The organism is Tibeticola sediminis (assembly GCF_003843835.1).
In the GTDB taxonomy this organism is placed as follows: domain Bacteria; phylum Pseudomonadota; class Gammaproteobacteria; order Burkholderiales; family Burkholderiaceae_C; genus Tibeticola; species Tibeticola sediminis.
The window spans coordinates 753,756-777,352 of sequence record NZ_RKQL01000001.1 but is presented as its reverse complement, the minus strand read 5'-3'; the positions used below and the strand labels follow the sequence as shown (position 1 = coordinate 777,352).

Here is a 23,597-nt window from a genome sequence, read left to right as displayed (position 1 = left end):
CGTGGCAGGATTACTTTCTTGCTTTGTTCTTCGAGGAATCCTCATGACGCTTGCCGTGCAGATCGACCAGTTTGGTGGCCCAGAACAGATGAAGCTCGTCGACGTGGACGTCGGCGACCCTGCCCCGGGCGAGGTGCGCATCCGCCACAAGGCGATCGGGCTCAACTTCATCGATGTCTACCACCGCACGGGGCTCTACCCGCTCAGCCTGCCCGCGCGTCTGGGTATGGAAGGCGCGGGCATCATCGAAGCCGTCGGCGAGGGGGTGACGCATCTGAAGCCGGGGGACCGCGCCGCGTACGCCAGCAACCCGCCTGGCAGCTACAGCGAAGTCCGCGTGATGCCCGCGACCTGCGTGGTGCGCCTACCCGATGCGATCGACTTCGACACCGCCGCCGCCATGATGCTCAAAGGCCTGACCGCGCAGTACCTGCTCAAGCGCACGCGCCCGGTCGAAGGCTTGCAAAGCGGAGACTTCGTGCTGTTTCATGCCGCCGCCGGGGGCGTGGGGCTGATCGCCTGTCAGTGGGCCAAGGCGCTGGGCCTGCAGCTCATCGGCACCGCGGGCAGCGACGAGAAGTGTGCGCTGGCGCTGGCCAACGGGGCAGCGCACGCCATCAACTACCGGCGCGAGAACTTCGTGCAGCGCGTCCGGGACATCACCCAGGGCCAGGGCGTCAAGGTGGTCTACGACTCGGTCGGCAAAGACACCTGGGACGGCTCGCTCGACTGCCTGCGTCCGTTTGGGCTGATGGTGAGTTTTGGCAATGCGTCGGGCCCGGTGCCGCCGTTCGCCCCCGCCATCCTCGGCGCCAAGGGTTCGCTCTACGTCACGCGGCAGACGCTTTTTACCCACATCGCCACGCGCGAACGCACCCAGGCCATGGCCGACGAATTGTTCGAGGTGGTGCAAAGCGGTGCGGTGAAGATCCACATCGCGCAGCGCTTTGCGCTCCGGGACGTGGCCGAGGCGCACCGCGCGCTCGAGTCGCGCCAGACGGTGGGCAGCACGGTTCTGACGGTCTGAGAGGCTGAGAGGGAATGGGTCATGCCCGCTTTGACGCCCCAAAACACGCCCGAGGGCGCTGCAAATGCGCGCCGTAGCCCGAGCTACGGCTGTGCTTTGCGCCTACTCGGGCGCGTTTTGGGGCGCCCCTTCGGGCACGCCCAATTCCCTCTCAGCCTCTGAGGGGAACGCAGCTCAGCGAATCACGAGACAGGCGGCGCCCTCGCCGGTCGGCGCCGCATCGACCCTGCCGATGACGGCGGCGTCGGCAAAGCCGTGACGTTGGAAGACCTCGAGCACGTTCGCTGCTGCTTCGGGCGCACAGGACACCAGCAGCCCGCCGCTGGTTTGCGGGTCGGTCAGCAGCGCGCGGTCGGCGGGGGCAAAGCCTTCGGGCAGCGCCACCTCGGCGCCATAAGCTGCCCAGTTCCGACCCGAGGCACCGGTGACGACGCCTGCCTCGGCGAACGCGCGCACGCCTTCGAGCAGCGGCACGCGCGCCCAGTCGATCTGCACCGCGTGGCCGCAGCCGCGCGCCACTTCGAGCGCATGGCCGGCCAGGCCAAAGCCCGTGACATCGGTGATCGCATGCACGCCGTCGAGCGCAGCCAGATCCGGCCCCGGGGTGTTGAGCCGCGTCGTGGTTTCGATCATGCGCGCATAGCCCGCGGCATCGAGCAGGTCTTTTTTGAGCGCGGCCGACTGCACTCCGACGCCCAGCGGCTTACCGAGAATCAGCCAATCGCCCGCGCGCGCATCCGCATTGCGCCGCACCCGCGCCGGGTGCACCAGACCCAGAGCCACCAGCCCGTAGATCGGCTCGACCGAGTCGATCGTGTGCCCGCCGGCGATGGGGATGCCCGCGGCGCGGCACACCGACGCGCCACCTTCGAGGATGCGGCCGATGGTGGCGGTCGAGAGCACCGAGATCGGCATGCCCACCAGCGCGAGCGCCATGATGGGCGTGCCGCCCATGGCATAGACATCGCTCAGCGCATTGGTGGCGGCGATGCGACCAAAGTCGAACGGGTCGTCGACGATGGGCATGAAGAAATCGGTGGTCGCGACCAGCGCCTGCGCGTCGTTGAGGCGATAGACCGCGGCGTCGTCGGCGGTTTCGATGCCCACGAGCAAAGCCTCGGGGATGGGCAGTTGCGTCGTGCCGCGCAGAATGTCCGACAGCACGCCCGGTGCGATCTTGCAGCCGCAGCCGCCGCCGTGTGACAGCGAGGTCAGCCGGGGTTCGGTGCGCTCAGGCAGGTCGGTGTTCGGGTTCATGAGAGGGCTGAGGGTCGCAGATCAAGTCGAAACAGGCCGGAAGATTCCGAAGGGTGCAGCGGCTCAGCGCGCCTGCCGCACACGGCGCAGCTCGTCGAGGATCAGCGCAGCGGCGCCCACGGTGATCGCCGCGTCGGCCACGTTGAACGCCGGGAAATAGCCGCCCGGAAACACCGGCTCGAGCCAGCGCCAGTGAAATTGCAGGAAATCGACCACGTAGCCGTGCAGCAGCCGGTCGATGACGTTTCCGACCGCACCCCCGAGGATGCAGCTCAGCGCGAACGCAAAGAGCCGCTGGTGCCCATGCCTGCGCAGCATCCAGACGATGGCCACCGTCGCCACGAGGCCGAGCCCCGTGAAAAACCACCGCTGCCAGCCGCTCGCACCGGCGAGGAACGAGAAAGCCGCGCCCGTGTTGTGCACACGTACGACGTTGAAGAAGCTCGTCACCCCTACGCTGTCCCCAAGAGCGTAGTTACCGAGTATCAGCACCTTGGTGAACTGGTCGAGCACCACGATGAACACGGCCAGCGTGAGCCACAAGGTCAAAGAAGCGCGGGCGGAGGATAGGGCTTTGGCCACGGCGAGGCTTTCCGGTCTTCAGGCGCAGTGCCGGGGCTCGCCCGCACCGATGCCTTCGCTTTCGGCCAGGTTCGCGACGCAGCGGCCGCAAATCGTGGGGCGCGTGGGGTCGATTCCGATGTCGTCGCGGTAGTGCCAGCAGCGCTCGCACTTGGGCGCGGTGGCGGGGGTGACCTGCACGGCCAGCGCCTCGCCGTCGACCACCGTCGCCGCCGAGGTGATGGTGACGAATTTCAGGTCGTCGCCGAGCGAGCGCAGCAGGGCGGCATCGTCGGGCCCGACGGTGATGGTCAGGAGCGCCTGCAGCGAAGGGCCGACGGCACCGGTGGCGCGCACCGCCTCGATTTCCTTGTTGGCCACTTCGCGGATTTCGCGGATGCGCGCCCATTTGGCGAGCAGTGCCTCGTCGGGCGTGGCGAACCGCCAGTAGGTCTCGAAGAAGATCGAACCTTGGTTCTGCGCCCCGGCAAAGACCGCCCAGGCTTCCTCGGCCGTGAAGGACAGGAAAGGCGCCATCCAGCGCAGCATCGCGTGGGTGATCTGGTGCAGCGCGGTCTGTGCGCTGCGGCGCGCCATCGACTTCGGGGCGGTGGTGTACAGCCGGTCCTTGAGCACGTCGAGGTAGAACGCGCCGAGGTCTTCGGAGCAGAACACCTGCAGCTTGGCGACGACGGGGTGGAATTCGTAGGCGTCGTAGTGGCGCAGGATGTCGGCTTGCAGTTCGGCCGCGCGCGACAGCGCCCAGCGGTCGATTTCGAGCATCTGAGACTCGGGCACCGCGTCGCGCGCCGGGTCGAAGTCGCTGGTATTGGCCAGCAGGAAGCGCAGCGTGTTGCGGATGCGGCGGTAGGCATCGACCACCCGGGCGAGGATCTTGTCGTCGATGTTGAGGTCCCCCGAGTAGTCGGTGCTGGCGACCCACAGGCGCACGATTTCCGCGCCCAGCTTGCCGCTGATCTCCTGCGGCACGACCACGTTGCCCAGGCTCTTGCTCATCTTGCGGCCCTGGCCGTCGGTGGCAAAGCCGTGGGTCAGCAGGCCGCGGTAGGGCGCGCGCCCTTCGATCGCACAGCCGAGCAACAGCGAGCTGTGGAACCAGCCGCGGTGCTGGTCGTGGCCTTCGAGGTAGAGGTCGGCTTCGGGCCCTTCGGCGTGGCAGCAGCCGTTCGGGTAAGCATGGGCATGGCTGCCGCGCAGCACATGCCAGAAGGTCGAGCCCGAGTCGAACCAGACTTCCAGAATGTCGGCGCTCTTGGTGTAGTGCGCGGCGTCCTCGGGGCCGAGGATGTCCTCGGCGGTGGTGCGGCTCCAGGCTTCGATGCCGCCCTGCTCAACGATGGCGGCGGCCTGGTCGAGGATTTCGAGCGTGCGCGGGTGCAGTTCACCCGTCTCTTTGTGCAGGAAAAACGGCACCGGCACGCCCCAGGCGCGTTGCCGCGAAATGCACCAGTCGGGCCGGTTCGCGATCATGTCCCGCAGCCGCGCCTTGCCGTTTTCGGGGTAAAAGCGCGTGTGCTCGATCGCTTCGAGCGCCATTTGCCGCAGCGTTTTGGGCGCTTTGTCGGTGGTGAACACGCCTTCGCCTTCGTCCATGCGGATGAACCACTGCGCGGCGGCGCGATAAATCACCGGCGTCTTGTGCCGCCAGCAATGCGGGTAGCTGTGCGTGATGCCCACCGTGCCCATGAGGCGGCCCGCCGCGCGCAGCGCCTCGATGACGCGGTCGCAGGCTTGCCAGATGTTCATGCCGCCAAACAGCGGCAGCGTCGCGGCATAGTGCCCGTCGCCCTGCACCGGGTTGAGGATGTCCTCCGTGCGCAGGCCGTGCGCGATGCAGGAGTTGAAGTCGTCCACGCCGTAGGCGGGCGAAGAGTGCACGATGCCGGTGCCGTCGGTGTCGCTCACATACTCGGCCAGATAGACCGGCGACAGGCGGCGGTAGCCGGCGTCCACGTCATAGAGCGGGTGGCGGAACTGCAGGCCGCCGAGCTGCTGCCCCCGCGCGGTAGCGATCACCTCGCCCTCGAGTCCCCAGCGCCCCAGGCATGATTCCACCAGGGACGCCGCCAGCACGAGCAGCCCGCGCGGGGTGTCGACGAGCGCATATTCGAGTTCCGGGTGGGCGTTGAGCGCCTGATTGGCCGGCAGCGTCCAGGCGGTGGTGGTCCAGATCACCGCAAACGCGCTGCGGCCTGCGGGCAGCGCCGCGAGGTTGAAGGCGGCGGCCAGGCGCGCTGGGTCGTCGGCTTCGAAGGCGACGTCGAGCGTGGTGGACTGCTTGTCCTGGTATTCGATTTCGAACTCGGCCAGCGAGGAGCCGCAGTCGAAGCACCAGTAGACGGGTTTGAGCCCCCGGTAGACGAAGCCGCGTTCGATCACGCGCTTGAACGCACGGATTTCGCCCGCTTCATTGACCGGATCCATGGTGCGGTAGGGCCGCGCCCAGTCCCCGAGCACGCCCAGGCGTTTGAAGTCTTCGCGTTGCTGCTCAATCTGCTCGGTGGCGTAGGCGCGGCTCTTGGCCTGCATTTCGTCGCGGCTGAGCTTGCGGCCGTGGAGCTTTTCGATCGCGTTTTCGATCGGCAGGCCGTGGCAGTCCCACCCGGGGATGTACTGCGCGTCGAATCCGGCCAGCTGCCGGCTCTTGACGATCATGTCTTTGAGCACCTTGTTCAGCGCATGGCCGATGTGCAGCTTGCCGTTGGCGTAGGGCGGCCCGTCATGCAGCACGAACAGCGGCGCACCCTGACGCGCAGCGCGCAGCCTCAGGTAGAGCCCGCTTTCATCCCACTGCTGCACCCAGCCCGGCTCCCGCCGGGGCAGGTCGCCCCGCATCGGAAAGGGCGTGTCGGGCATGTTGAGCGTGGCGCGCCAGGGGCTGGTGGCATCGGTCTTGGCGGGGGCGTTTTTGTCGGACATGGGGAAAACTCATGCGGTCTCGCCGAAAGTGGCGGGCCAGTTTCAGTCTGGCGGAAAGGAGACTCGGGGTGCGAGCGCCGGGGCAGCGCTTGTGGCCAGGCCGTGGGGACGGCCGAGGGGGCTGCTTCAGTCCGGAATTCGGTCGCGCGTGGTCTGCCGACGGGTCTGGGCGTAACGCTCGGCAAAAAAGCGACGGGCGTCCTCGCAGTCGCGCGCAATACCTGCCGTCAGCGCATCGAGGCTGTCGTATTTGAGTTCATCGTGCAGTTTGTGCAGCAGGTCCACCCGGATGATTTTACCGTAGGCCCCCTCCATCCCGAGGGGTTCGGGCCAGTCGAAGCAATGGGTCTCGAGCAGCACCCGCCCGCCGTTGACGTCGCGCGGGTCGAGCGAGGGCCGAACCCCCAGGTTGGCCACGCCCGGCAGCGCCTGCGCGCCCAGGCCGTGCACTTCCACCGCAAAGATGCCGCTGGCGGCCGGCTTCCAATGGGAAAAGCGCAGGTTCAGCGTGCGAAAACCGTCGCCCGCGGCCGGCGCTGTCTCCCCGAGGGCGCGGCCGAGCTTGCGGCCGTGGACCACATGCCCGCTGATGCTGTAGGGCCGCCCGAGCAAGGCCGCCGCGTCGCTCATGCGTCCTTCAGACAGCGCCGCACGCACCGCCGAGCTCGACACCCGGCCGCCGTGGATTTCGTAGCTCAGCATCCGGGCCACCTCGAAACCCGCACGCGCTCCGGCAGCATCGAGCAGCGCGTAGTCGCCGGCGCGCTTGGCCCCGAAGCGAAAGTCGTCCCCCACGAGCACATAGCGTGCGCCCAGCCCCTGAACCAGCACGCGTTGGATGAATTCGTCGGGCGACAGAGCCGCCAGCGCCGCGTTGAAGGGCAGAACCACGACCTGATCGACGCCACAGCGCTGCAGTTCCTGTAGCTTGTCGCGCAGCGTGGCGATGCGCGCGGGCGCGATGTCGGCGCGCTGCGCCTGCGCGGCGAAGAAGTCGCGCGGATGCGGCTCGAAGGTCAGCACACAGCTCGGAATGCCCCGATGCCGAGCCTCGTTCTGCAGCAGCGCCAGCATGGCCTGGTGGCCGCGATGCACGCCGTCGAAGTTGCCGATGGTCAGCGCGCAGGCCTCGGCCAGGCCCTGATGGTGCAGACCGCGGAAAATTTTCATGCCCGATTCTGGTATGGATTTCATAGCGCCATGGCGCCGTTTCACGCCGGGGTATCCGTTAAATTGTCATGAAACGGGCGTATATTGTGACCGGTGCGGCGCCGCGCCGGTCTGCGCCGCTCATCCGGCTCTGCATGACGTGACCAACCCCTAGCATGGAGGTGTGCGTGAAGGTGCTCAAGCTGTCGGCCCAAGGGCTGCCGCAGTCGTGGATTTCGCTCGAACAGGCGGTGATTCACTATGCCGCGGGCGAGGTGCGCTGGGAACTCGGCCAGGAGGTGGCGGTGTTCCACGGCGGCCACAACGCGCGCACCGGTCTTCAGTCGATCATCGCGGTCAGCAGCATCATCGGCACGCGCGGCGTGCCCAACATCAACCCCTTCGACCTGCGGCCCACGCTCACCAACCTCAAGCTGTTCGCGCGCGACCGCAACCTCTGCGCCTACTGCGGCGGCGTGTTCCCAGACCATGAACTCACGCGCGAGCACATCGTGCCCTTCGCGCAAAACGGCCGCGACCACTGGATGAACGTGGTCACGGCCTGCCGCGCCTGCAACCACCGCAAGGGTGCGCGCACGCCTGAGCAGGCCGGCATGACGCTGCTCTATGCGCCTTATGTGCCGAGCCTTTGGGAGGACTTCATCCTGCGCAACCGGCGCATCCTCGCTGACCAGATGGAGTTCCTGATGGCGCACGTGCCCAGGAATTCTCGCCTTCTGGCTTGAGGTAAGTCAGGCGAACACGCCCGCCGTGTCCTGCATGCGCGCCGACACCTCGCCCAGATGGTGCAAGGTGTCGCCCCAGGTCATTTCGAGTTGGGTCAGCGTCTTGAAATAGTGGCTCACGATGTATTCGTCGGTCACGCCGATGCCGCCATGCAATTGCACGGCTTGCTGGCCGACGAAGCGCATCGAATGCCCGAGTTGCACCTTGGCGCGCGAGAGCGCCCGGCGGCGCTCATCGGCAGGCGCGTTGAGCTTGAGGCTGGCGTAGTAGCTCATGGAGCGGGCGAGTTCCAACTGCATCTTCATGTCGGCCACGCGGTGGCGCAGCGCCTGGAAGCTGGCGATGGGCACGCCGAACTGCTTGCGGGTGTTGAGGTACTCCACGGTGACGGCGAGCGTGCGGTCCATCACCCCGACGGCGTAGGCCGCGATCGACGCGATCCCCAGGTCTTGCGCAAGCTCGAGTGCGGCGAGGCCTTCACCCGTGAGCAGTATCGCAGCGGCACGGTCGAACTGCACGTCCGCGGCGCGGCTGCCATCCTGCGTGCCGTAGCCGCGGGTGGCGACCCCCGTGCCCCGCGGCACCAGGAACAGCGCTAGAGCACCGTCCAGGCGCGCCGGGACCAGATAGGCATCTGCATGGTCGCCAGCCGGCACGAGGTTTTTCAAGCCACTGAGCACATAGCCCGCGGCCCCGTCGCCCGCCTGTGCCTCGGCGTCGCACACGTCGAGCCGGTAGCGGGCGCGACGCTCTTGGTGCGCGAGCGCAATCAGAGCCTCGCCGCGGGCCAGGCGCGGCAGCCACTCGGCGCGCAGCGCCGGCTCGGCATAGCCTGCGAGCAGGCGCGCTGCGATCGTGGCCTGCGCGAGCGGCTCGAGCACCAAGCCGCGGCCGAGTTCTTCCATGACCACCATGGCCTCAACGGCGCCGTAGCCCAGGCCCGCGTCGTCCTCGGGGACGGTCAGCCCGGTGAGGCCCAGCTCGGCCAACTCGGCCCAAACCCCGCGGTCGAAGCCGCCGGCTGCCACGATGGCGCGTCGGCGCTCGAACGGATAGGCTTTCTCCACCCAGCGGGCCACTGCCTCGCGCAGGGCAAGCTGATCGTCGGAAAAATCAAAATCCATGATGGGGCTCCTGCAGGTTCAACCAAGCACGGTCTGCGCAACGATGTTGCGCTGGACCTCGTTGCTGCCGCCGTAGATCGTGGTCTTGCGCATGTTGAAGTAGGTCGACGCCAGCGGCGCATTGGCCACCACGCCGCCGGGGAAGCCACCCAGCGCGCCGAGCGCCGCGTCACCCTGCCAGCCGGCTTCCATCGCTTCGCGAATCAAGGGTAAGGCGTAAGGCCCGGCGGCGAGCATCATCAGCTCGCTGTAACGCTGCTGAATCTCGCTGCCGCGGATCTTGAGCAAGCCAGCGATGTCGAGCGATTGTTTGCCGGACTTTTCGGCCGACAGCACGCGCAGCACCAGCATTTCGAGCGCGACGATGTCGACCTCCAGCAGCGCGATCTGGTCGCGAAAGCGCAGGTCGTCCCACACGCCCTCGGTCTTGGCGATGCGCTTCAAGCGCTCGAGTTCACGCTTGGCGCGGTTGACGTCGGCGATGTTGGTGCGCTCATGGCTGAGCAGGTGCTTGGCGTAGGTCCAGCCCTTGTTCTCCTCCCCGATCAGGTTTTCCACCGGAACCTCGACGTTGTCGAAGAACACCTCGTTGACCTCGCATTCGCCGTCGAGCAGGCGGATCGGGCGGACGGTCACACCTGGCGACTTCATGTCGATCAAGAGGAAGCTGATGCCGGTCTGCGGCTTGCCCTCCGTGCTGGTGCGGACCAGGCAGAAGATCCACTCGCCATACTGTCCGAGCGTCGTCCAGGTCTTTTGGCCGTTGACGATGTATTTGTCGCCGCGGCGCTCGGCGCGGGTCTTCAATGACGCCAGGTCGGAGCCCGCGCCCGGCTCGCTGTAGCCCTGGCTCCACCACACCTCGCCGCTGGCGATGCCGGGCAGGAAGCGCTGCTGTTGCTCCGGAGTCCCAAAGGCCATGATGACCGGCGCCACCATCACCGGCCCGAAGGGCACGATGCGCGGCGCACCGGCAAGAGCGCATTCCTCTTCGAACAAATGCTTTTGCACGGCGTTCCAGCCCGGGCCGCCAAACTGCTTGGGCCAGCCGTAGCCGAGCCAGCCTTTCTTGCCCAGAATCTTCGCCCAGCGCTGCATGTCGTCGCGGCTGAGCGTGAGGGCGTTGTGCACCTTGTGCGCGATGTCGGGCGGCAGGTTGGCGCGCACCCAGGCGCGCACCTCTTCTCGGAATTGCTGTTCCTCAGGCGTGAAAGCCAAGTCCATGGCGTTGCTCCGTGGGGTGGAGTCGGCCGTTCGGTCGGCCGAGCGTCAAGAAGCGGGCATTGTGCGCACGAGCGTGCGCTTTTCACTGTCCATCCGGCGACAAGCCCAGTTCCCGCATCAGGCGTTCGACCTGCGCGCGCAGCCGTTCGACCTCGGCTTCCAGGGCCTCGACACGTGCGGGGATGGCCGCCACTGCTTGGCCGACTGTCGCGCTGGCGGCGCCACCTGTGGGCTCCGGATCGCCGCAGAGCCGGTGCATCCAGCGCGCCTCGCGTGCGCCCGGTGCTCGGGGCAGCTTGACGACCAGGGCACCACCGCGCTCGGGCGGGCGTGCCTGCAGTTCTTCGAGGAAGGCTTCCACCGAAGACCCATCGGCGAAACGGTACCAGCGTTCGCCGTTTTGCCGCAATTCAGCGGCCGTCTGGGGCCCGCGCAGCATCAGTAGCCCGAGCAGCACCGCCGACTGTTCGGGGATGCGCAGGGCGCGCTGGACCTTGTGTTCGTAATGTGGCACGCGCGCGCCGCCGACCTCGACCACCAGGTCGAGCGCCTTGAGCGCTTCGAGGGCTTCGAGCACCTCGGCTTCTTCGAGCTGCATCACCGGTTCCCGGCTGGTCTTCTGATTGCAGCCAGCCTGCACCATCAGTAGCGTGAGCGGGTAGCTGTCGGGCACCGTGCGGGCTTTTTCCATGAGGGTGCCCAGGACGCGGGCTTCCGTAGGCGTCAAGGGGCGCGCCGGGCAGGGCGTCGCGGCGTCGGGGTGAGCGTGGGTGTTCGGGTCCAGGGTCATGGCAGGGATAATCGCAGGCAATGAGAAACATCGTGATTTTGATCTCCGGCACCGGCTCGAACATGCGGGCCATTGCCGCCGCGGCCGAGCGGGATCAGTGGCCCGAGCGCTTCGGGGCTCGCGTGGCAGCCGTCATCAGCAACCGGCCCGAGGCCAAGGGGCTCGCCTGGGCTCGCGAGCACGGCCTCGAGACGCAGGTCGTCGACCACCGCGCCTACGCCACCCGAGAAGCATTCGATGAAGCCCTGGCTCGGGTGATCGATGGCTACGAGCAGCCCCAAGAGCCTGCGCTTGTGGTTCTGGCAGGCTTCATGCGCATCTTGACCCCGGGCTTCGTCGAGCGCTACGCGGGGCGCTTGCTCAACATCCACCCATCCTTGTTGCCAGCGTTTCCGGGGCTCCACACCCACCAGCGCGTCATCGCCGCGGGCTGCCGTGTTGCGGGAGCAACCGTCCACGAAGTGACGGCCGAGCTGGATCACGGCCCGATACTGGAACAGGCGGCCGTACCCGTGCTGCCCTGCGACACACCCGAGCAGCTCGCTGCGCGGGTGCTGAGCCAGGAGCATCGCATCTATCCCCAAGCCATTGCCCAGTGGCTGCGTCGGCATCGAGCCGTCGCAGCTTGAGGGCTTTTTTTGACTGGCGACTGGCAGTGACGGGACTGCGCGCGCATCCAACCTCAAGCACCCATGCATCCCAAAGCCCTATTGGACTCTTGCGCCGAACTCGTGGCGCTGGTTCTGCGTTTCGATCATCCGGCCGACGCCATCGTTTCGCGATACTTCCGCCAACACAAACAACTCGGGCCCCGAGAGCGGGCCACGCTCGCGGAAACCGCCTACAACGTGCTGCGGCACAAGCTGCGCTTCGAATCGCTCGCCCGATCGGGCCAGGGCCCGCGCGAACGGCGGCTGGCGATCCTGGGCTTTCACGGGCCACGGGACTTCCTCAAGAGCGCGCTGAGCGACTCCGAAAAACAGTGGCTCGACGCTTGCGACGCAGTCCCGCCGGAGGCTTGGTTGCCGCAGCATCGGCACAACTTGCCCGACTGGCTCGCGGATGCGCTTCGTGCGCAAGTGGGCGACGCATTCGAGGCCCTGGCGGCCAGCCTCAATGAACCCGCGCCGCTCGACCTGCGGGTGAACGTGCTCGTTGCCAAGCGCGCCGACGTCCAGCGCGAGTTGGCCGAGGCCGGGGTGCGTGCGGCGCCAACCCCGTATTCACCCTGGGGCTTGCGGATCGAAGGCAAGCCGGCGCTGCAAAAGATCGAAGCCTTCCGTCGCGGGGCCATTGAAGTTCAGGACGAGGGCTCGCAGTTGCTCGCCTGGATCCTCGATGCGCACCGGGGCGAGATGGTGGTCGACTTTTGCGCCGGGGCCGGCGGCAAGACGCTCGCCATCGGCGCCATGATGCGCAACACCGGGCGCTTGTATGCATTCGACACGTCGGCGCACCGGCTGGAGGCGCTCAAGCCGCGCTTGGCGCGCAGTGGCCTGTCGAATGTGCATCCGGCGGCGCTGGCGCACGAGCGCGACGAGCGGGTCAAGCGCCTCGCGGGCAAGATCGACCGGGTGCTGGTCGATGCGCCTTGTTCGGGGTTGGGCACGCTGCGCCGCAACCCGGACCTGAAGTGGCGCCAGACGCCTCAGGACGTCGCCGAACTCGTGACCAAACAGGCCGCCATACTGGAGAGTGCGCAGCGCCTGCTCAAACCGGGTGGGCGACTGGTCTATGCCACCTGCAGCGTGCTGCCCGAAGAAAACGAGGCGATTGCCGCTGCCTTTTCCGAGCGCCATCCGGAATTCGAGCCCCTGCCCGTGGCTGAGGTCTTGCGGGGTCTCAAGCTTGCCGAAGCCGAGGCTCTGTGCACGGCCGACGGACGTTTTCTGCGGCTCTGGCCCCACCGCCACCACACCGACGGTTTCTTCGCGGCAGTCTGGCAGCGCCGCGGGTGACACGCTGGACGCGGCCGAGATCGGCGCGGCGTTTGCGGTGAATTCGACGCGGGCCAAACGGTGCGCCGCGGCCCACCGCCGATCGACCGTGGCGCACGCGGCGCCCCAGTCCTCGAATTCGCGGGGCTTTGTTGCGGGCTGCGGTGTTCCAGGCGCGTGCGCGCCATAAAATGAGCAGATGGGGTGCGGCTTTTTGCGTCCCGGTTTTGAGGTGTTTTTCGTTTATGAATCTTTTGGATACGCCGATTCTTTCCGCCGCGATCGACTGGCTGGCACATGGGCTTTGGCAGGCTTCCTGGTGGCAAATCGTGCTGTTCACCCTGGTGATGACGCACATCACCATCGCCAGCGTCACGATCTATCTGCACCGGCATTCGGCGCATCGGGCGTTGGACTTGCACCCCGTCGCGGCTCATTTCTTCCGTTTCTGGCTGTGGCTGACGACCGGTATGGTCACCAAGGAGTGGACCGCGATCCACCGCAAGCATCACGCCAAGTGCGAGCAGCCCGAAGACCCCCACAGCCCGCATGTGCACGGGATCCGCACCGTGCTGCTGCAAGGCTCGGAGCTCTACCGCGCCGAATCCAAAAATGCCGAGACGCTGGCCCGCTTCGGCCACGGCACGCCGGATGACTGGATCGAGCGCAACCTGTATTCCCGTTATTCGTGGCAGGGCGTGGGTTTGATGATGATCGTCGACCTCGCTTTGTTCGGCGCCGCGGGGCTGGCGGTGTGGGCGGTGCAGATGGCCTGGATCCCGGTGACCGCTGCGGGCATCATCAATGGCGCGGCGCACTACTGGGGCTATCGCAACTTCGAAGCGCCCGACGCCAGCACCAACATTTTCCCGTGGGGCATCATCATCGGCGGGGAGGAACTGCACAACAACCACCACACCTATCCGACTTCGGCCAAGCTGTCGGTCAAGCCCTTTGAGTTCGACATCGGCTGGCTCTACATCCGTATCTTGCAGAGCCTGGGTCTTGCGACGGTGAAGAAGATCCCGCCGCGTGTGGCCTATGGTGTCGCACGGCCCGTTGCGGATGAGCGAACGCTCGAAGCTCTGATTGCCCACCGCTACGAGGTGATGGCCGCGTATGCCCGGCGTATGCGGGCGGTGGTTCGGGCGGAATTGCCGACCCTGCGCCAGCAGGCGCTCGACGCCTCGGTACTGCAGGCGGTCAAGCGCTGGCTGCATCGCGATGTCGACAAGGTTCCGGCGGATGTTCGCAGCAAGATCGAGCAGGCGCGCGCGGCTAACCCGGTGCTCGACCAGATGGTCTCGATGCGCGAGGAATTGCGTCAGCTTTGGCTCAGTACGAACCGGACGCGGGAACAACTGGCGTCAGATCTTCAGGCATGGTGCCGGCGGGCCGAGAACAGTGGCATCGCAGCGCTGCGGGAGTTCTCGCAGCAGTTGCGCGCAGTTCAGGCGCGCCAACCCTGATCGGTAAAACCCCTCGCGCGCTGAGGGGCTTGTTCAGCGTTCCCATAAAAAAACCCGCTGCATGCAGCGGGTTTTTTTATGGGAGAAAGCCGGTAAACCGAATTACTTCAGCTTGGCTTCCTTGTACTCGACATGTTTGCGAGCCTTGGGGTCGAACTTCATGATCGACAGCTTGTCCGGTGTCGTCTTCTTGTTCTTGGTCGTGGTGTAGAAGTGACCGGTGCCCGCTGTGGACTGCAGCTTGATTTTTTCGCGTCCGCCTTTGGTTGCCATGGTTCAGTTCCTCCGGATTAGGCCTGGCCGCGTGCGCGCAGGTCTGCGAGCACGGCATCGATGCCGTTCTTGTCGATCAGGCGCAGCGCGGCGCTGGACACCCGCAGGCGCACCCAGCGGTTTTCGCTCTCGACCCAGAAGCGGCGGTATTGCAGGTTCGGAAGGAACCGGCGCTTGGTTTTGTTGTTGGCGTGGGAAACATTGTTCCCGACCATGGGCTTTTTGCCCGTGACTTCGCAGACGCGTGCCATGAGGACACTCCAATCAAACGGCCGCAGCCTCTGCACAGAACCGCATGATCGCGGCTCACCGGCTGGCGGCCTCACCTCGCCATGGATGGGTGGCGGTAACCCTGCTGGACCGGAAGGCCCAAGCGTTTCCTTTTTCTGCCAAGACTGGCAAAGCGTGAAATTATAGCTGGCCGCCGGCCTGTTCCAGATAGCGCTGGGCGTCGAGCGCTGCCATACAGCCGGTGCCGGCGCTCGTGATGGCTTGCCGATAGACGTAGTCTTGGACGTCCCCGGCGGCAAACACGCCCGGCACACTGGTCATCGTGGCCATGCCGTGGCGGCCGCCTTGGGTGACGATGTACCCGTTGTCGAGCTCGAGCTGGCCTTCAAAGATGGCGGTATTGGGGGAGTGTCCGATGGCGATGAAGCAGCCTTTGACCGCGATGTCTTCGAGGCTGCCATCGAGAACGTTGCGCAGGCGAACACCGGTCACACCACTGGCGTCTCCGAGCACTTCTTCAACGGTACGGAAGGTTTTGAGCTCGATTTTGCCGGCTTGCACCTTCTCCATGAGCTTGTCGACCATGATGGGCTCGGCGCGGAACTTGTCTCGGCGGTGGATCAAATAGACCTTCTTGGCGATGTTGGAGAGGTAGAGCGCCTCTTCGACCGCGGTGTTGCCGCCCCCAACGACGCAGCAAACCTCGTCGCGGTAGAAAAAACCATCGCAGGTAGCACAGGCCGAGACGCCACGACCCATGAACGCCTGTTCGGACGGCAGACCGAGGTACTTCGCCGAGGCGCCGGTCGCAATGATGAGCGCATCGCAGGTGTAGTGGCCGCTGTCGCCCTTCAGGCGAAACGGCCGCTGGCTCAGGTCGACCTGGTGGATCTGGTCGAAGATGATTTGCGTGCGGAAACGTTCGGCATGTTGCAGCAGCCGTTGCATCAGGTCCGGGCCTTGTACGCCGTGCACATCACCGGGCCAGTTGTCGACCTCGGTCGTGGTCATGAGCTGCCCCCCTTGCGCCATGCCGGTAATCAATGTGGGTTGCAAGTTGGCACGGGCTGCGTAGATCGCTGCGGTATAGCCCGCGGGTCCGGAGCCCAGGATCAAGACTTTGCTGTGCAGGGTTTGTTCCATCATTCGCTTTCCTGGATTCCGCTATGCTTGCCATAGCGTTTCGTTCTGGGTTGAAGCTTGCGGGCCGTCTGGATGAGGCCTCTGGAGTCGTTGAACGGTTCCAGGGGTATCGCAAGTGAAGGTCCATTTTACTGACGGGGCTTAAGCAGCGCTGAATCCCGTTCCACATGGCCGGATACGCGCTTTTACTGGGGCGGGTTCAGCGTGAACAGGGAGGTGTCATGGCTTTGCTTTCAAACCGTGAGTTGATTCGAAGGGTTCCCCTGTTTTCGCTGCTGACCGACGCGCAGGCCGAGCTGATTGCCGATGCGGTGGTCAAGCGGCGGTTTCGGCGCGGCGAACGCATCGTCGAACAGGGTAACAAGGCGGAAAAGCTCTACATCGTGCTCACTGGGCGCGCGCGGGTCATTGCCAGCGACGCTCGCGGCCGGGAGGTGATCCTGGCCACGCTATTCCCCGGCGAACATTTCGGGGAAATGAGCTTGATCGATGACGAGCCGCACTCGGCAACCGTGGTCGCAGAAGTCCAAACCGACGTGCTCGAACTCTCCCGTGAAGACTTCGCCCGTTGCCTGCCCGCGAACACCTCGATGGCGTATGCGGTCATGCGGGCCTTGGTGCAGCGCTTGCGCCGTGCCGACCAGAAGATCGAGTCGCTCGCCCTGCTGGATGTGTACGGGCGAGTCGCGCGGGTGTTGCTCGAGCGGGCGACGCGCACCGCCACGGGAGAGCTGGTCATTCGTGAGAAAGTGTCGCGTCAGGATCTGGCCAAAATGGTGGGCGCCTCGCGCGAGATGGTCAGTCGCGTGATGAAGGACATCGAGGATCGCGGCCTGGTCGAATATGCCGAGGATGGGTCGATGCTGATCCACCAACACCTCGGCGAGCTCGGCTGAGGGCGGGGGCGGCTCGCGGGGCGTCGACGCAGGCGGCGCGCCGGGATGCCGTATGCTTGCGGCTGCTCGGCGGTGCGCGTCGCGACCGGTTTTCCGGGAGTTCAGCCCGCCGATGCACGCACATCACCGCCGCATTGTTTTCAAATTTTTCCGCCTTGGAAATTCGTCCGAAAAGCCGCTGCTTCCTTGCGTTCGCATGACATCCTTCGTTGATGCTTCCCGCTCGCGGCGTGGGGCGATCGCTGCCGAAACCGGCGACGATGCCCGACCGACCCTCGTCCATGAAGCCCTGTTGGGGGTTGCGGTCTTGGTGTGGGTGCTGGCGCTGATCGCCCTCTTGACCTATTCCCCGCTGGATCCGGCATGGTCGACCTCGGGGCTGGAGGGCGCGCCGGTTCGAAATTGGGCGGGGCGCCTGGGGGCCTGGATTGCCGATCTCGGCCTGTATGCGTTCGGGTTTTCGGTTTGGTGGCTGTGGGTGGCGGGGGCCGTGGCCGGGCTTCGGGCCGTGCGGCGGCGCTGGACGGCGTACGAGGCGGCCGGTCGCGCGGCCTCCCGGTCGGGCTGGGCGCGGGCGGGATGGGGGCTGGCCTTGTTGCTCTTGCTGGCATCGAGTGCGACGCTCGAGTGGTCGCGCCTGCATCGGCTCGATGCGCTGTTGCCGGCCAAGGCGGGCGGGGTGCTGGGACTATGGTTGGGCCCGTGGGTGTTGCAATGGTTGGGGGACACCGGTTCGGCGCTGACTGCGATCGGGCTGTTGTTGCTTTCGGTATCGTGGGTGCTGGGGTTTTCGTGGGCCCGGGTCGCCGAGGGTCTGGGTGCATGGATCGAAGGCCGAATCGAGGCCTGGCGCGCGCGGCGCGAGCAGGCCGAGGATGCAGCCCTGGGCCGACAGGCCGCCCTCGAGCGCGAGGCGGTCGTGGAGGTGGAGCGGCGGCAGAGTGAGGACCATCCGCCCGTGCCGGTGCGGGTCGCTGCCGTGCCCGTGACTGAGCCGGCGCCGAGCGCGCGCGTGGCGCGGGAGCGGCAGAAGCCCTTGTTCCAGGAGATCGTCGACAGTCGCCTGCCGCAGATCGACCTGCTCGATGCGCCGCCCGTGCATCCAGAGTCGGTCGCGCCCGAGACCTTGGAGATGACCAGCCGGCTGATCGAGAAAAAACTCAAGGATTTTGGTGTCGAGGTGCGGGTGGTGCTGGCTTCGCCGGGGCCGGTGATCACGCGCTACGAGATCGAGCCGGCCACGGGGGTCAAGGGCTCGCAGATCGTCAACCTCGCCAAGGATCTGGCGCGCTCGCTCAGCCTGGTATCGATCCGCGTGATCGAGACGATACCGGGCAAGAACTGCATGGCGCTAGAGCTACCCAACGCGCGGCGGCAGACCATCCGCCTGTCGGAAATCCTCGGCTCGCAGGTTTATAACGACGCCAAGAGCCTGCTCACCATCGGGCTGGGCAAGGACATCGTCGGCCACCCGGTGGTGGCGGATCTGGCGAAGATGCCGCATGTGTTGGTGGCTGGCACCACGGGCTCGGGCAAGTCGGTGGGCATCAACGCGATGATTCTCTCGCTGCTCTACAAGGCGGAGGCCAAAGACGTGCGCCTCATCATGATCGATCCGAAGATGCTCGAGATGTCGGTCTACGAGGGCATTCCGCACCTGCTTGCGCCGGTCGTCACCGACATGAAGCAGGCGGCCAACGCGCTCAACTGGTGCGTGGCCGAGATGGAGCGGCGCTACAAGCTCATGAGCAAGCTCGGCGTGCGCAACCTCGCCGGTTTCAACGCCCGCATCGATGAAGCCAAGGCGCGCGGCGAATCCATCGGCAACCCGTTCAGCCTCACGCCTGAGGCGCCCGAGCCGCTCGATCGCCTGCCGCACATCGTGGTGGTGATCGACGAACTGGCCGACCTGATGATGGTGGTGGGCAAGAAGATCGAGGAACTGATCGCCCGCCTGGCGCAAAAAGCCCGCGCAGCGGGCATCCACCTGATCCTGGCGACGCAGCGCCCGAGCGTGGATGTGATCACCGGCCTCATCAAAGCCAACATCCCCACACGCATCGCGTTTCAGGTCAGCAGCAAGATCGACAGCCGCACCATCCTCGACCAGATGGGCGCGGAGGCCTTGCTCGGCATGGGCGACATGCTCTACATGCCCTCGGGCACGGGCTTTCCGATCCGCGTGCACGGCGCCTTCGTGAGCGACGATGAGGTACATCGCGTGGTGGCCTACCTCAAGACGCTGGGCGAGCCCGAATATGTCGAGGGCCTGCTCGAAGGCGGCGCGGGCGAGGGCGAGGACGGCGGCTTCGGCGAGGATGGCGAGGCCGGTGGCGAAAAAGACCCGATGTACGACCAGGCGGTGGAGATCGTCCTCAAGGACCGCAAGGCCAGCATCTCTTACGTGCAGCGCAAGCTGCGCATCGGCTACAACCGCGCCGCGCGCTTGCTCGAAGACATGGAGAAAGCCGGCCTGGTCAGCGCGCTCACCAGCAGCGGCCAGCGCGACATCCTCGTCGGCGGCCGTGGGGGCGGCGAATGAGTACGCCCGGCTTTGCCATCCGCCGACGCCGCCTGCTCCTGGCGAGTGGCTTCGCGATGCTGGGTGCGGGTGTGCGCGCGCAGCCGACTGCGATCGAGCAACTGGATGCGTTCATACGCGGCACCCGCAGTGGCCGGGCGGCTTTCGTCCAGACCGTGACCGCACCGGGGCGTGAGGGTAGCGCGCCGAGGACCAAGACGTCGAGCGGCGTGTTTGCGTTCGAGCGCCCGGCGCGGTTTCGCTTCGACTACAAAAAGCCGTTCGAGCAGATCATCGTTGCGGACGGACAAACCTTGTGGCTCTACGATGTCGACCTCAACCAGGTGACGGCTCGTCCACAGGCCCAGACCCTCGCCTCGACACCGGCAGCCATCGTCGCCACCGCCAGCAGCGTGAGCGCCTTGCAAAACCACTTTGTGCTCGAAAATGGGCCGGAGGTCGAGGGCCTGCAATGGGTGCTGGCACGACCCCGCCAAGCCGAAGGGGCGTTGCAGTCGATCCGCGTCGGTCTGCGGGAGGGGCGCGGCGGGGTCGATCTCGTGGCTCTGGAGATTCTCGATGCGTTCGGTCAGCGCTCGACGCTGCGCTTTTCGGACTTCGAGCGCAACCCCTCTCTTCCTGCCTCGCTGTTCCAGTTCAAACCGCCGCCCAAGGCGGATGTGCTGCGGCCATGACGCCAGCAGCGGGCTTGCCTGGGGCCGTCCCGCTGGCCGAGCAGCTGCGCCCGCGCACGCTCGGTGAGGTGGTGGGTCAGCAGCATTTGTTGGGCGAAGGAAAGCCGCTTCGACTGGCGTTCGAGACCGGGCAGCCCCACAGCTGCATCCTCTGGGGGCCGCCGGGCGTGGGCAAAACGACGATCGCGCGGCTCATGGCCGACGCGTTCGATGCGCAATTCATTTCGATCAGCGCCGTGCTCGGTGGCGTGAAGGAAATCCGCGACGCGGTCGAGCGCGCCGAGGCCGCGCGCAGCGGCTTGGCACCCCAGCGCACCTTGGTCTTCGTCGATGAGGTGCATCGCTTCAACAGGGCGCAGCAGGATGCGTTTCTGCCGCATGTCGAAAGCGGGCTGTTCACCTTCATCGGCGCGACCACGGAAAACCCTTCGTTCGAGGTCAATGCGGCGCTGCTGTCGCGCGCGAGGGTCTATGTCCTGAAGCCGCTCGAATCCGAAGATTTGAAAGAAATTCTCCGGCGTGCCGGCGAGAAATCAGCACTTCCTGCTATTGAAACTACAGCAGTCGAGCGCCTCGTCGCGTTCGCCGATGGCGATGCCCGACGGTTGATCAACACGCTCGAAACCCTCGCGCTCGTGGCGCGACGCGAACCGGTCGAGACGGTGACCGTGGCCTGGCTCGAGCGCGTGCTGGGCGAGCGCCTGCGCCGCTATGACAAAGGGGGCGATCAGTTCTACGACACCATCAGCGCCTTGCACAAGAGCGTTCGTGGCTCGAACCCAGATGCCGCGCTGTACTGGTTCGTGCGCATGCTCGATGGCGGAGCCGACCCGCGTTACCTCGCGCGCAGGCTGGTGCGCATGGCGAGTGAGGACATTGGGCTCGCCGACCCGCGCGCCCTGCGCTTGGCGCTCGATGCTGCCGAGGTCTACGAGCGTCTCGGCAGCCCTGAAGGCGAACTGGCTCTGGCCGAGTGCGTCGTCTATCTGGCGGTGGCCCCGAAGTCCAATGCGGTCTACAAGGCCTACAACGCGGTGCGCGCGTGGGTGAAGGCCGATGCGACTCGACCGGTTCCGATGCATCTGCGCAATGCGCCAACCGCACTGATGAAACAGCTCGACTATGGGCGCGGCTACCGGTACGCGCACGACGAACCCGAGGCCTACGCGGCGGGGCAAAGCTATTGGCCCGAGGGCCTCGAAGGGCAGCGGTTTTACGAGCCGGTCGACCGCGGCCTCGAGATCCGTATCGCCGAGCGGCTCGCGCAGCTGCGCGCCCGGGACCGCAGCGCTGCCGCCGCGGAACCCGACGCGGCCGATGGTCCCTCGGGGCCTGGGTGAAGCCCGCACGGGGCGCCACGCCACCGTGCGTTGCCCCGGGTAAACCCGCCCTCATCCACGGCCTTGGCTGCGATGGCCTTGGCTACAATCGCCCCCACGCCCGCCACTGGCCCACACCCGGCGGGCTTTTTGCTGGATGGTCGCGCGCACCCATCAGGCTCGTGTCGATCCGGGGCGGCCTGTCGCACCCGCGGGCAGGCCATGCTGCTCCGATCCGCTTATCGAAACGGAGAAACATATGGAAATTCTGCTGCAACAGATCATCAACGGTCTGGTCCTGGGCAGTATGTATGCCTTGGTGGCCCTGGGATACACCATGGTCTACGGCATCATCAACCTCATCAACTTTGCCCATGGCGAGGTGCTGATGGTCGGCGCCTTGACGAGCTGGACCATCATCGGCTGGATGCAGTCGTCGATGCCGGGTGCCCCGGGCTGGCTGGTGTTGCTCATTGCGCTTGCGATCTCTTGCGTGGTCGCCGCGGCGCTGAACTACACCATCGAGAAGGTCGCCTATCGGCCGCTGCGCAACAGCCCCAAGCTCGCGCCGCTGATCACCGCCATCGGTATGTCGATTCTGCTGCAGACGCTGGCGATGATCATCTGGAAGCCCAACTACAAGCCCTATCCGACGCTGCTGCCGGTCGAGCCCTTCGACGTGGGGGGCGCGGTGATCACGTCGACGCAGATCATGATTCTCGGGCTCACGGCGGTGTCGCTTGCGGCGCTGATGTACGTCGTGAATTACACGAGCCTGGGCCGCGCGATGCGTGCGACGGCTGAGAACCCGCGCGTGGCCGCGCTCATGGGGGTCAAGCCTGACTTCGTCATTTCGGCCACCTTTGTCATCGGCGCGATCCTGGCGACGATTGCGGGCGTGATGTATGCGTCCAACTACGGAACGGTGCAGCACACCATGGGCTTCCTGCCCGGACTCAAAGCCTTTACGGCGGCGGTGTTCGGCGGGATTGGCAACCTGGCCGGCGCCGTCGTGGGCGGCATTCTGTTGGGGCTCATCGAATCGATCGGCGCGGGCTACATCGGGGTTTTGACGGGCGGCGTCCTGGGCAGCCATTACTCGGACATCTTCGCCTTCATCGTTCTCATCTTCGTGCTGACCTTGCGGCCCTCGGGCTTGCTGGGTGAGCGTGTCGCCGACCGCGCTTGAACTAGGGAGAGTCTCGATCATGAAATCGAACAAGACGGTTCTGATGCTCGCGGGCGGCCTGGCGCTGCTCATCGTCCCGCTGGTGCTGCAAGGCTTCGGCAACGCCTGGGTTCGCATCGCCGACATGGCGCTGCTGTATGTGCTGCTGGCCATAGGCCTCAACATCGTGGTCGGCTATGCGGGCCTGCTCGACCTCGGTTATGTGGCGTTTTTTGCCGTCGGCGCATACATGTACGGGCTGCTGGCCTCACCCCACCTGACGCAGAATTTCCCGGCCATCGCGGCGATGTTCCCGGCGGGTCTGCACATGCCGCTGTGGCTCATCATTCCCGTGGGCGCCGGGCTTGCAGCTTTCTTTGGTATGTTGCTCGGGGCGCCGACGCTGCGGCTGCGCGGCGACTATCTGGCCATCGTGACGCTGGGTTTCGGCGAAATCATCCGCGTGTTCATGAACAATCTCGATGCGCCGATCAACATCACCAACGGACCCAAGGGCATCGGTCAGATCGATTCGATCAAGTTCTTCGGAATCGATCTCAACCGGCCGATCGCGATCGGGGGTTTTGAGCTGGCCTCGGTTTCGGCCTATTACTACCTGTTCCTGGTGCTGGTCGTGTTTGCGGTCGTCATCAGCCACCGCCTCGAACTGTCGCGCATTGGTCGTGCGTGGATGGCCATCCGCGAGGATGAAATCGCGGCCAAGGCCATGGGCATCAACACCCGCAACATGAAGCTGCTCGCCTTCGGCATGGGTGCCACGTTTGGCGGCGTCTCGGGCGTGATGTTCGCGGCCTTCCAGGGTTTCATTTCGCCCGAATCGTTCAGCCTGATGGAGTCCATCATGATCGTTGCCATGGTCGTGCTCGGCGGCATCGGGCATTTGCCGGGCGTGATTCTGGGCGCCGTGCTGCTCTCGGCTTTGCCCGAGGTGCTGCGTTATGTCGCCGGCCCCTTGCAAGCGATGACCGACGGGCGGCTCGATGCAGCCATTCTGCGTCAGTTGCTGATTGCGCTGGCGATGATCGTCGTGATGCTGTTGCGTCCGCGCGGCCTGTGGCCCGCGCCGGAGCATGGCAAGGCATTGCAGCAGGTCAAGTGAGAGGCA

Annotated in this window: 21 protein-coding genes; 11 read left to right on the top strand and 10 right to left on the bottom strand. The window is 65.8% G+C overall.

Going from position 1 to position 23,597, the window contains the following annotated elements:
• Positions 1-43: 43 nt before the first annotated feature.
• Positions 44-1,027, top strand: a complete 984-nt coding sequence (locus EDC62_RS03655) for a quinone oxidoreductase family protein (RefSeq protein ID WP_124220535.1) — start codon at positions 44-46, stop codon at positions 1,025-1,027.
• Between the two features lie 174 nt (positions 1,028-1,201).
• Here EDC62_RS03655 and selD read toward each other — a convergent pair whose 3' ends face one another.
• From selD to EDC62_RS03635, 4 genes are all read right to left on the bottom strand, one after another.
• A complete protein-coding gene (gene selD / locus EDC62_RS03650) occupies positions 1,202-2,284 on the bottom strand; it encodes a selenide, water dikinase SelD (protein WP_124220533.1) in 1,083 nt (360 codons plus the stop codon).
• A 63-nt stretch (positions 2,285-2,347) separates the two neighbouring features.
• Positions 2,348-2,866, bottom strand: a complete 519-nt coding sequence (gene lspA / locus EDC62_RS03645) for a signal peptidase II (RefSeq protein ID WP_124220531.1) — start codon at positions 2,864-2,866, stop codon at positions 2,348-2,350.
• An 18-nt stretch (positions 2,867-2,884) separates the two neighbouring features.
• A complete protein-coding gene (ileS, locus tag EDC62_RS03640) occupies positions 2,885-5,785 on the bottom strand; it encodes an isoleucine--tRNA ligase (RefSeq protein ID WP_124220529.1) in 2,901 nt (966 codons plus the stop codon).
• A 126-nt stretch (positions 5,786-5,911) separates the two neighbouring features.
• The gene (locus EDC62_RS03635) at positions 5,912-6,955 is read right to left on the bottom strand and encodes a bifunctional riboflavin kinase/FAD synthetase (protein ID WP_124220527.1); all 1,044 of its coding nucleotides are present in this window, start codon (positions 6,953-6,955) and stop codon (positions 5,912-5,914) included.
• 167 nt (positions 6,956-7,122) lie between these two features.
• Between EDC62_RS03635 and EDC62_RS03630 the strand changes: the two genes are divergently transcribed.
• Positions 7,123-7,680 (top strand): HNH endonuclease, encoded by a 558-nt coding sequence (locus EDC62_RS03630; RefSeq protein WP_124220525.1) that lies wholly within the window; start codon positions 7,123-7,125, stop codon positions 7,678-7,680.
• Positions 7,681-7,686: 6 nt separating this feature from the next.
• On the opposite strand, the gene EDC62_RS03625 is transcribed toward EDC62_RS03630, so the two are convergent.
• The 3 genes from EDC62_RS03625 to EDC62_RS03615 all read right to left on the bottom strand — a co-directional run bounded on the left by EDC62_RS03625 (position 7,687) and on the right by EDC62_RS03615 (position 10,819).
• The gene (locus EDC62_RS03625; RefSeq protein WP_124220523.1) at positions 7,687-8,805 is read right to left on the bottom strand and encodes an acyl-CoA dehydrogenase family protein; all 1,119 of its coding nucleotides are present in this window, start codon (positions 8,803-8,805) and stop codon (positions 7,687-7,689) included.
• 18 nt (positions 8,806-8,823) lie between these two features.
• Positions 8,824-10,029 (bottom strand): acyl-CoA dehydrogenase family protein, encoded by a 1,206-nt coding sequence (locus EDC62_RS03620; RefSeq protein WP_124220521.1) that lies wholly within the window; start codon positions 10,027-10,029, stop codon positions 8,824-8,826.
• A gap of 82 nt (positions 10,030-10,111) precedes the next feature.
• Complete coding sequence (locus EDC62_RS03615) at positions 10,112-10,819, bottom strand: YceH family protein (protein WP_124220519.1); 708 nt, start codon at positions 10,817-10,819, stop codon at positions 10,112-10,114.
• Between the two features lie 20 nt (positions 10,820-10,839).
• On the opposite strand from EDC62_RS03615, the gene purN reads away from it, so the two are divergent.
• The 3 genes from purN to EDC62_RS03600 all read left to right on the top strand — a co-directional run bounded on the left by purN (position 10,840) and on the right by EDC62_RS03600 (position 14,225).
• On the top strand, positions 10,840-11,448 hold the full coding sequence (gene purN / locus EDC62_RS03610; RefSeq protein ID WP_124220517.1) for a phosphoribosylglycinamide formyltransferase: 609 nt from the start codon (positions 10,840-10,842) through the stop codon (positions 11,446-11,448).
• A 63-nt stretch (positions 11,449-11,511) separates the two neighbouring features.
• Positions 11,512-12,777, top strand: coding sequence for an RsmB/NOP family class I SAM-dependent RNA methyltransferase (locus EDC62_RS03605; RefSeq protein ID WP_124220515.1), 1,266 nt, complete (start codon positions 11,512-11,514; stop codon positions 12,775-12,777).
• A gap of 224 nt (positions 12,778-13,001) precedes the next feature.
• The gene (locus tag EDC62_RS03600; protein ID WP_124220513.1) at positions 13,002-14,225 is read left to right on the top strand and encodes a DesA family fatty acid desaturase; all 1,224 of its coding nucleotides are present in this window, start codon (positions 13,002-13,004) and stop codon (positions 14,223-14,225) included.
• A 102-nt stretch (positions 14,226-14,327) separates the two neighbouring features.
• Here the strand turns inward: EDC62_RS03600 and rpmG are convergent, their stop codons facing one another.
• The 3 genes from rpmG to trxB all read right to left on the bottom strand — a co-directional run bounded on the left by rpmG (position 14,328) and on the right by trxB (position 15,872).
• Positions 14,328-14,498, bottom strand: a complete 171-nt coding sequence (gene rpmG, locus EDC62_RS03595; protein WP_124220511.1) for a 50S ribosomal protein L33 — start codon at positions 14,496-14,498, stop codon at positions 14,328-14,330.
• 17 nt (positions 14,499-14,515) lie between these two features.
• Positions 14,516-14,749, bottom strand: a complete 234-nt coding sequence (rpmB, locus tag EDC62_RS03590) for a 50S ribosomal protein L28 (RefSeq protein WP_124220509.1) — start codon at positions 14,747-14,749, stop codon at positions 14,516-14,518.
• Between the two features lie 160 nt (positions 14,750-14,909).
• A complete protein-coding gene (gene trxB / locus EDC62_RS03585) occupies positions 14,910-15,872 on the bottom strand; it encodes a thioredoxin-disulfide reductase (RefSeq protein ID WP_124221140.1) in 963 nt (320 codons plus the stop codon).
• Between the two features lie 221 nt (positions 15,873-16,093).
• On the opposite strand from trxB, the gene EDC62_RS03580 reads away from it, so the two are divergent.
• The 6 genes from EDC62_RS03580 to EDC62_RS03555 all read left to right on the top strand — a co-directional run bounded on the left by EDC62_RS03580 (position 16,094) and on the right by EDC62_RS03555 (position 23,591).
• On the top strand, positions 16,094-16,768 hold the full coding sequence (locus EDC62_RS03580; protein ID WP_124220507.1) for a Crp/Fnr family transcriptional regulator: 675 nt from the start codon (positions 16,094-16,096) through the stop codon (positions 16,766-16,768).
• A gap of 196 nt (positions 16,769-16,964) precedes the next feature.
• Positions 16,965-19,310: a DNA translocase FtsK gene (locus EDC62_RS03575; RefSeq protein WP_124220505.1), complete on the top strand. Its 2,346-nt coding sequence runs from the start codon at positions 16,965-16,967 to the stop codon at positions 19,308-19,310.
• Positions 19,307-19,984: an outer membrane lipoprotein periplasmic chaperone LolA gene (lolA, locus tag EDC62_RS03570; RefSeq protein WP_425469941.1), complete on the top strand. Its 678-nt coding sequence runs from the start codon at positions 19,307-19,309 to the stop codon at positions 19,982-19,984. The genes EDC62_RS03575 and lolA overlap by 4 nt, the downstream gene beginning before the upstream one ends.
• On the top strand, positions 19,981-21,324 hold the full coding sequence (locus tag EDC62_RS03565; RefSeq protein WP_124220503.1) for a replication-associated recombination protein A: 1,344 nt from the start codon (positions 19,981-19,983) through the stop codon (positions 21,322-21,324). Before lolA ends, EDC62_RS03565 begins: the two co-directional genes overlap by 4 nt.
• 238 nt (positions 21,325-21,562) lie before the next feature.
• Positions 21,563-22,492 carry a branched-chain amino acid ABC transporter permease gene (locus EDC62_RS03560; protein WP_124220500.1) on the top strand — a complete coding sequence of 310 codons (930 nt, stop codon included), beginning with the start codon at positions 21,563-21,565 and terminating at the stop codon, positions 22,490-22,492.
• Positions 22,493-22,511: 19 nt separating this feature from the next.
• Positions 22,512-23,591: a branched-chain amino acid ABC transporter permease gene (locus EDC62_RS03555; protein WP_124220498.1), complete on the top strand. Its 1,080-nt coding sequence runs from the start codon at positions 22,512-22,514 to the stop codon at positions 23,589-23,591.
• The last annotated feature ends 6 nt before the right edge of the window (positions 23,592-23,597 follow it).

Coding starts and splice junctions, on each gene's coding strand:
- rpmB (WP_124220509.1), bottom strand. CDS start 14,749: ATGGCACGCGTCTGCGAAGTCACGGGCAAAAAGCCCATGGTCGGGAAC.
- EDC62_RS03625 (WP_124220523.1), bottom strand. CDS start 8,805: ATGGATTTTGATTTTTCCGACGATCAGCTTGCCCTGCGCGAGGCAGTG.
- lolA (WP_425469941.1), top strand. CDS start 19,307: ATGAGTACGCCCGGCTTTGCCATCCGCCGACGCCGCCTGCTCCTGGCG.
- trxB (WP_124221140.1), bottom strand. CDS start 15,872: ATGGAACAAACCCTGCACAGCAAAGTCTTGATCCTGGGCTCCGGACCC.
- rpmG (WP_124220511.1), bottom strand. CDS start 14,498: ATGGCAACCAAAGGCGGACGCGAAAAAATCAAGCTGCAGTCCACAGCG.
- EDC62_RS03580 (WP_124220507.1), top strand. CDS start 16,094: ATGGCTTTGCTTTCAAACCGTGAGTTGATTCGAAGGGTTCCCCTGTTT.
- EDC62_RS03555 (WP_124220498.1), top strand. CDS start 22,512: ATGAAATCGAACAAGACGGTTCTGATGCTCGCGGGCGGCCTGGCGCTG.
- EDC62_RS03560 (WP_124220500.1), top strand. CDS start 21,563: ATGGAAATTCTGCTGCAACAGATCATCAACGGTCTGGTCCTGGGCAGT.
- EDC62_RS03605 (WP_124220515.1), top strand. CDS start 11,512: ATGCATCCCAAAGCCCTATTGGACTCTTGCGCCGAACTCGTGGCGCTG.
- EDC62_RS03620 (WP_124220521.1), bottom strand. CDS start 10,029: ATGGACTTGGCTTTCACGCCTGAGGAACAGCAATTCCGAGAAGAGGTG.
- selD (WP_124220533.1), bottom strand. CDS start 2,284: ATGAACCCGAACACCGACCTGCCTGAGCGCACCGAACCCCGGCTGACC.
- EDC62_RS03655 (WP_124220535.1), top strand. CDS start 44: ATGACGCTTGCCGTGCAGATCGACCAGTTTGGTGGCCCAGAACAGATG.
- EDC62_RS03565 (WP_124220503.1), top strand. CDS start 19,981: ATGACGCCAGCAGCGGGCTTGCCTGGGGCCGTCCCGCTGGCCGAGCAG.
- purN (WP_124220517.1), top strand. CDS start 10,840: ATGAGAAACATCGTGATTTTGATCTCCGGCACCGGCTCGAACATGCGG.
- EDC62_RS03635 (WP_124220527.1), bottom strand. CDS start 6,955: ATGAAAATTTTCCGCGGTCTGCACCATCAGGGCCTGGCCGAGGCCTGC.
- EDC62_RS03600 (WP_124220513.1), top strand. CDS start 13,002: ATGAATCTTTTGGATACGCCGATTCTTTCCGCCGCGATCGACTGGCTG.
- ileS (WP_124220529.1), bottom strand. CDS start 5,785: ATGTCCGACAAAAACGCCCCCGCCAAGACCGATGCCACCAGCCCCTGG.
- EDC62_RS03615 (WP_124220519.1), bottom strand. CDS start 10,819: ATGACCCTGGACCCGAACACCCACGCTCACCCCGACGCCGCGACGCCC.
- EDC62_RS03575 (WP_124220505.1), top strand. CDS start 16,965: ATGACATCCTTCGTTGATGCTTCCCGCTCGCGGCGTGGGGCGATCGCT.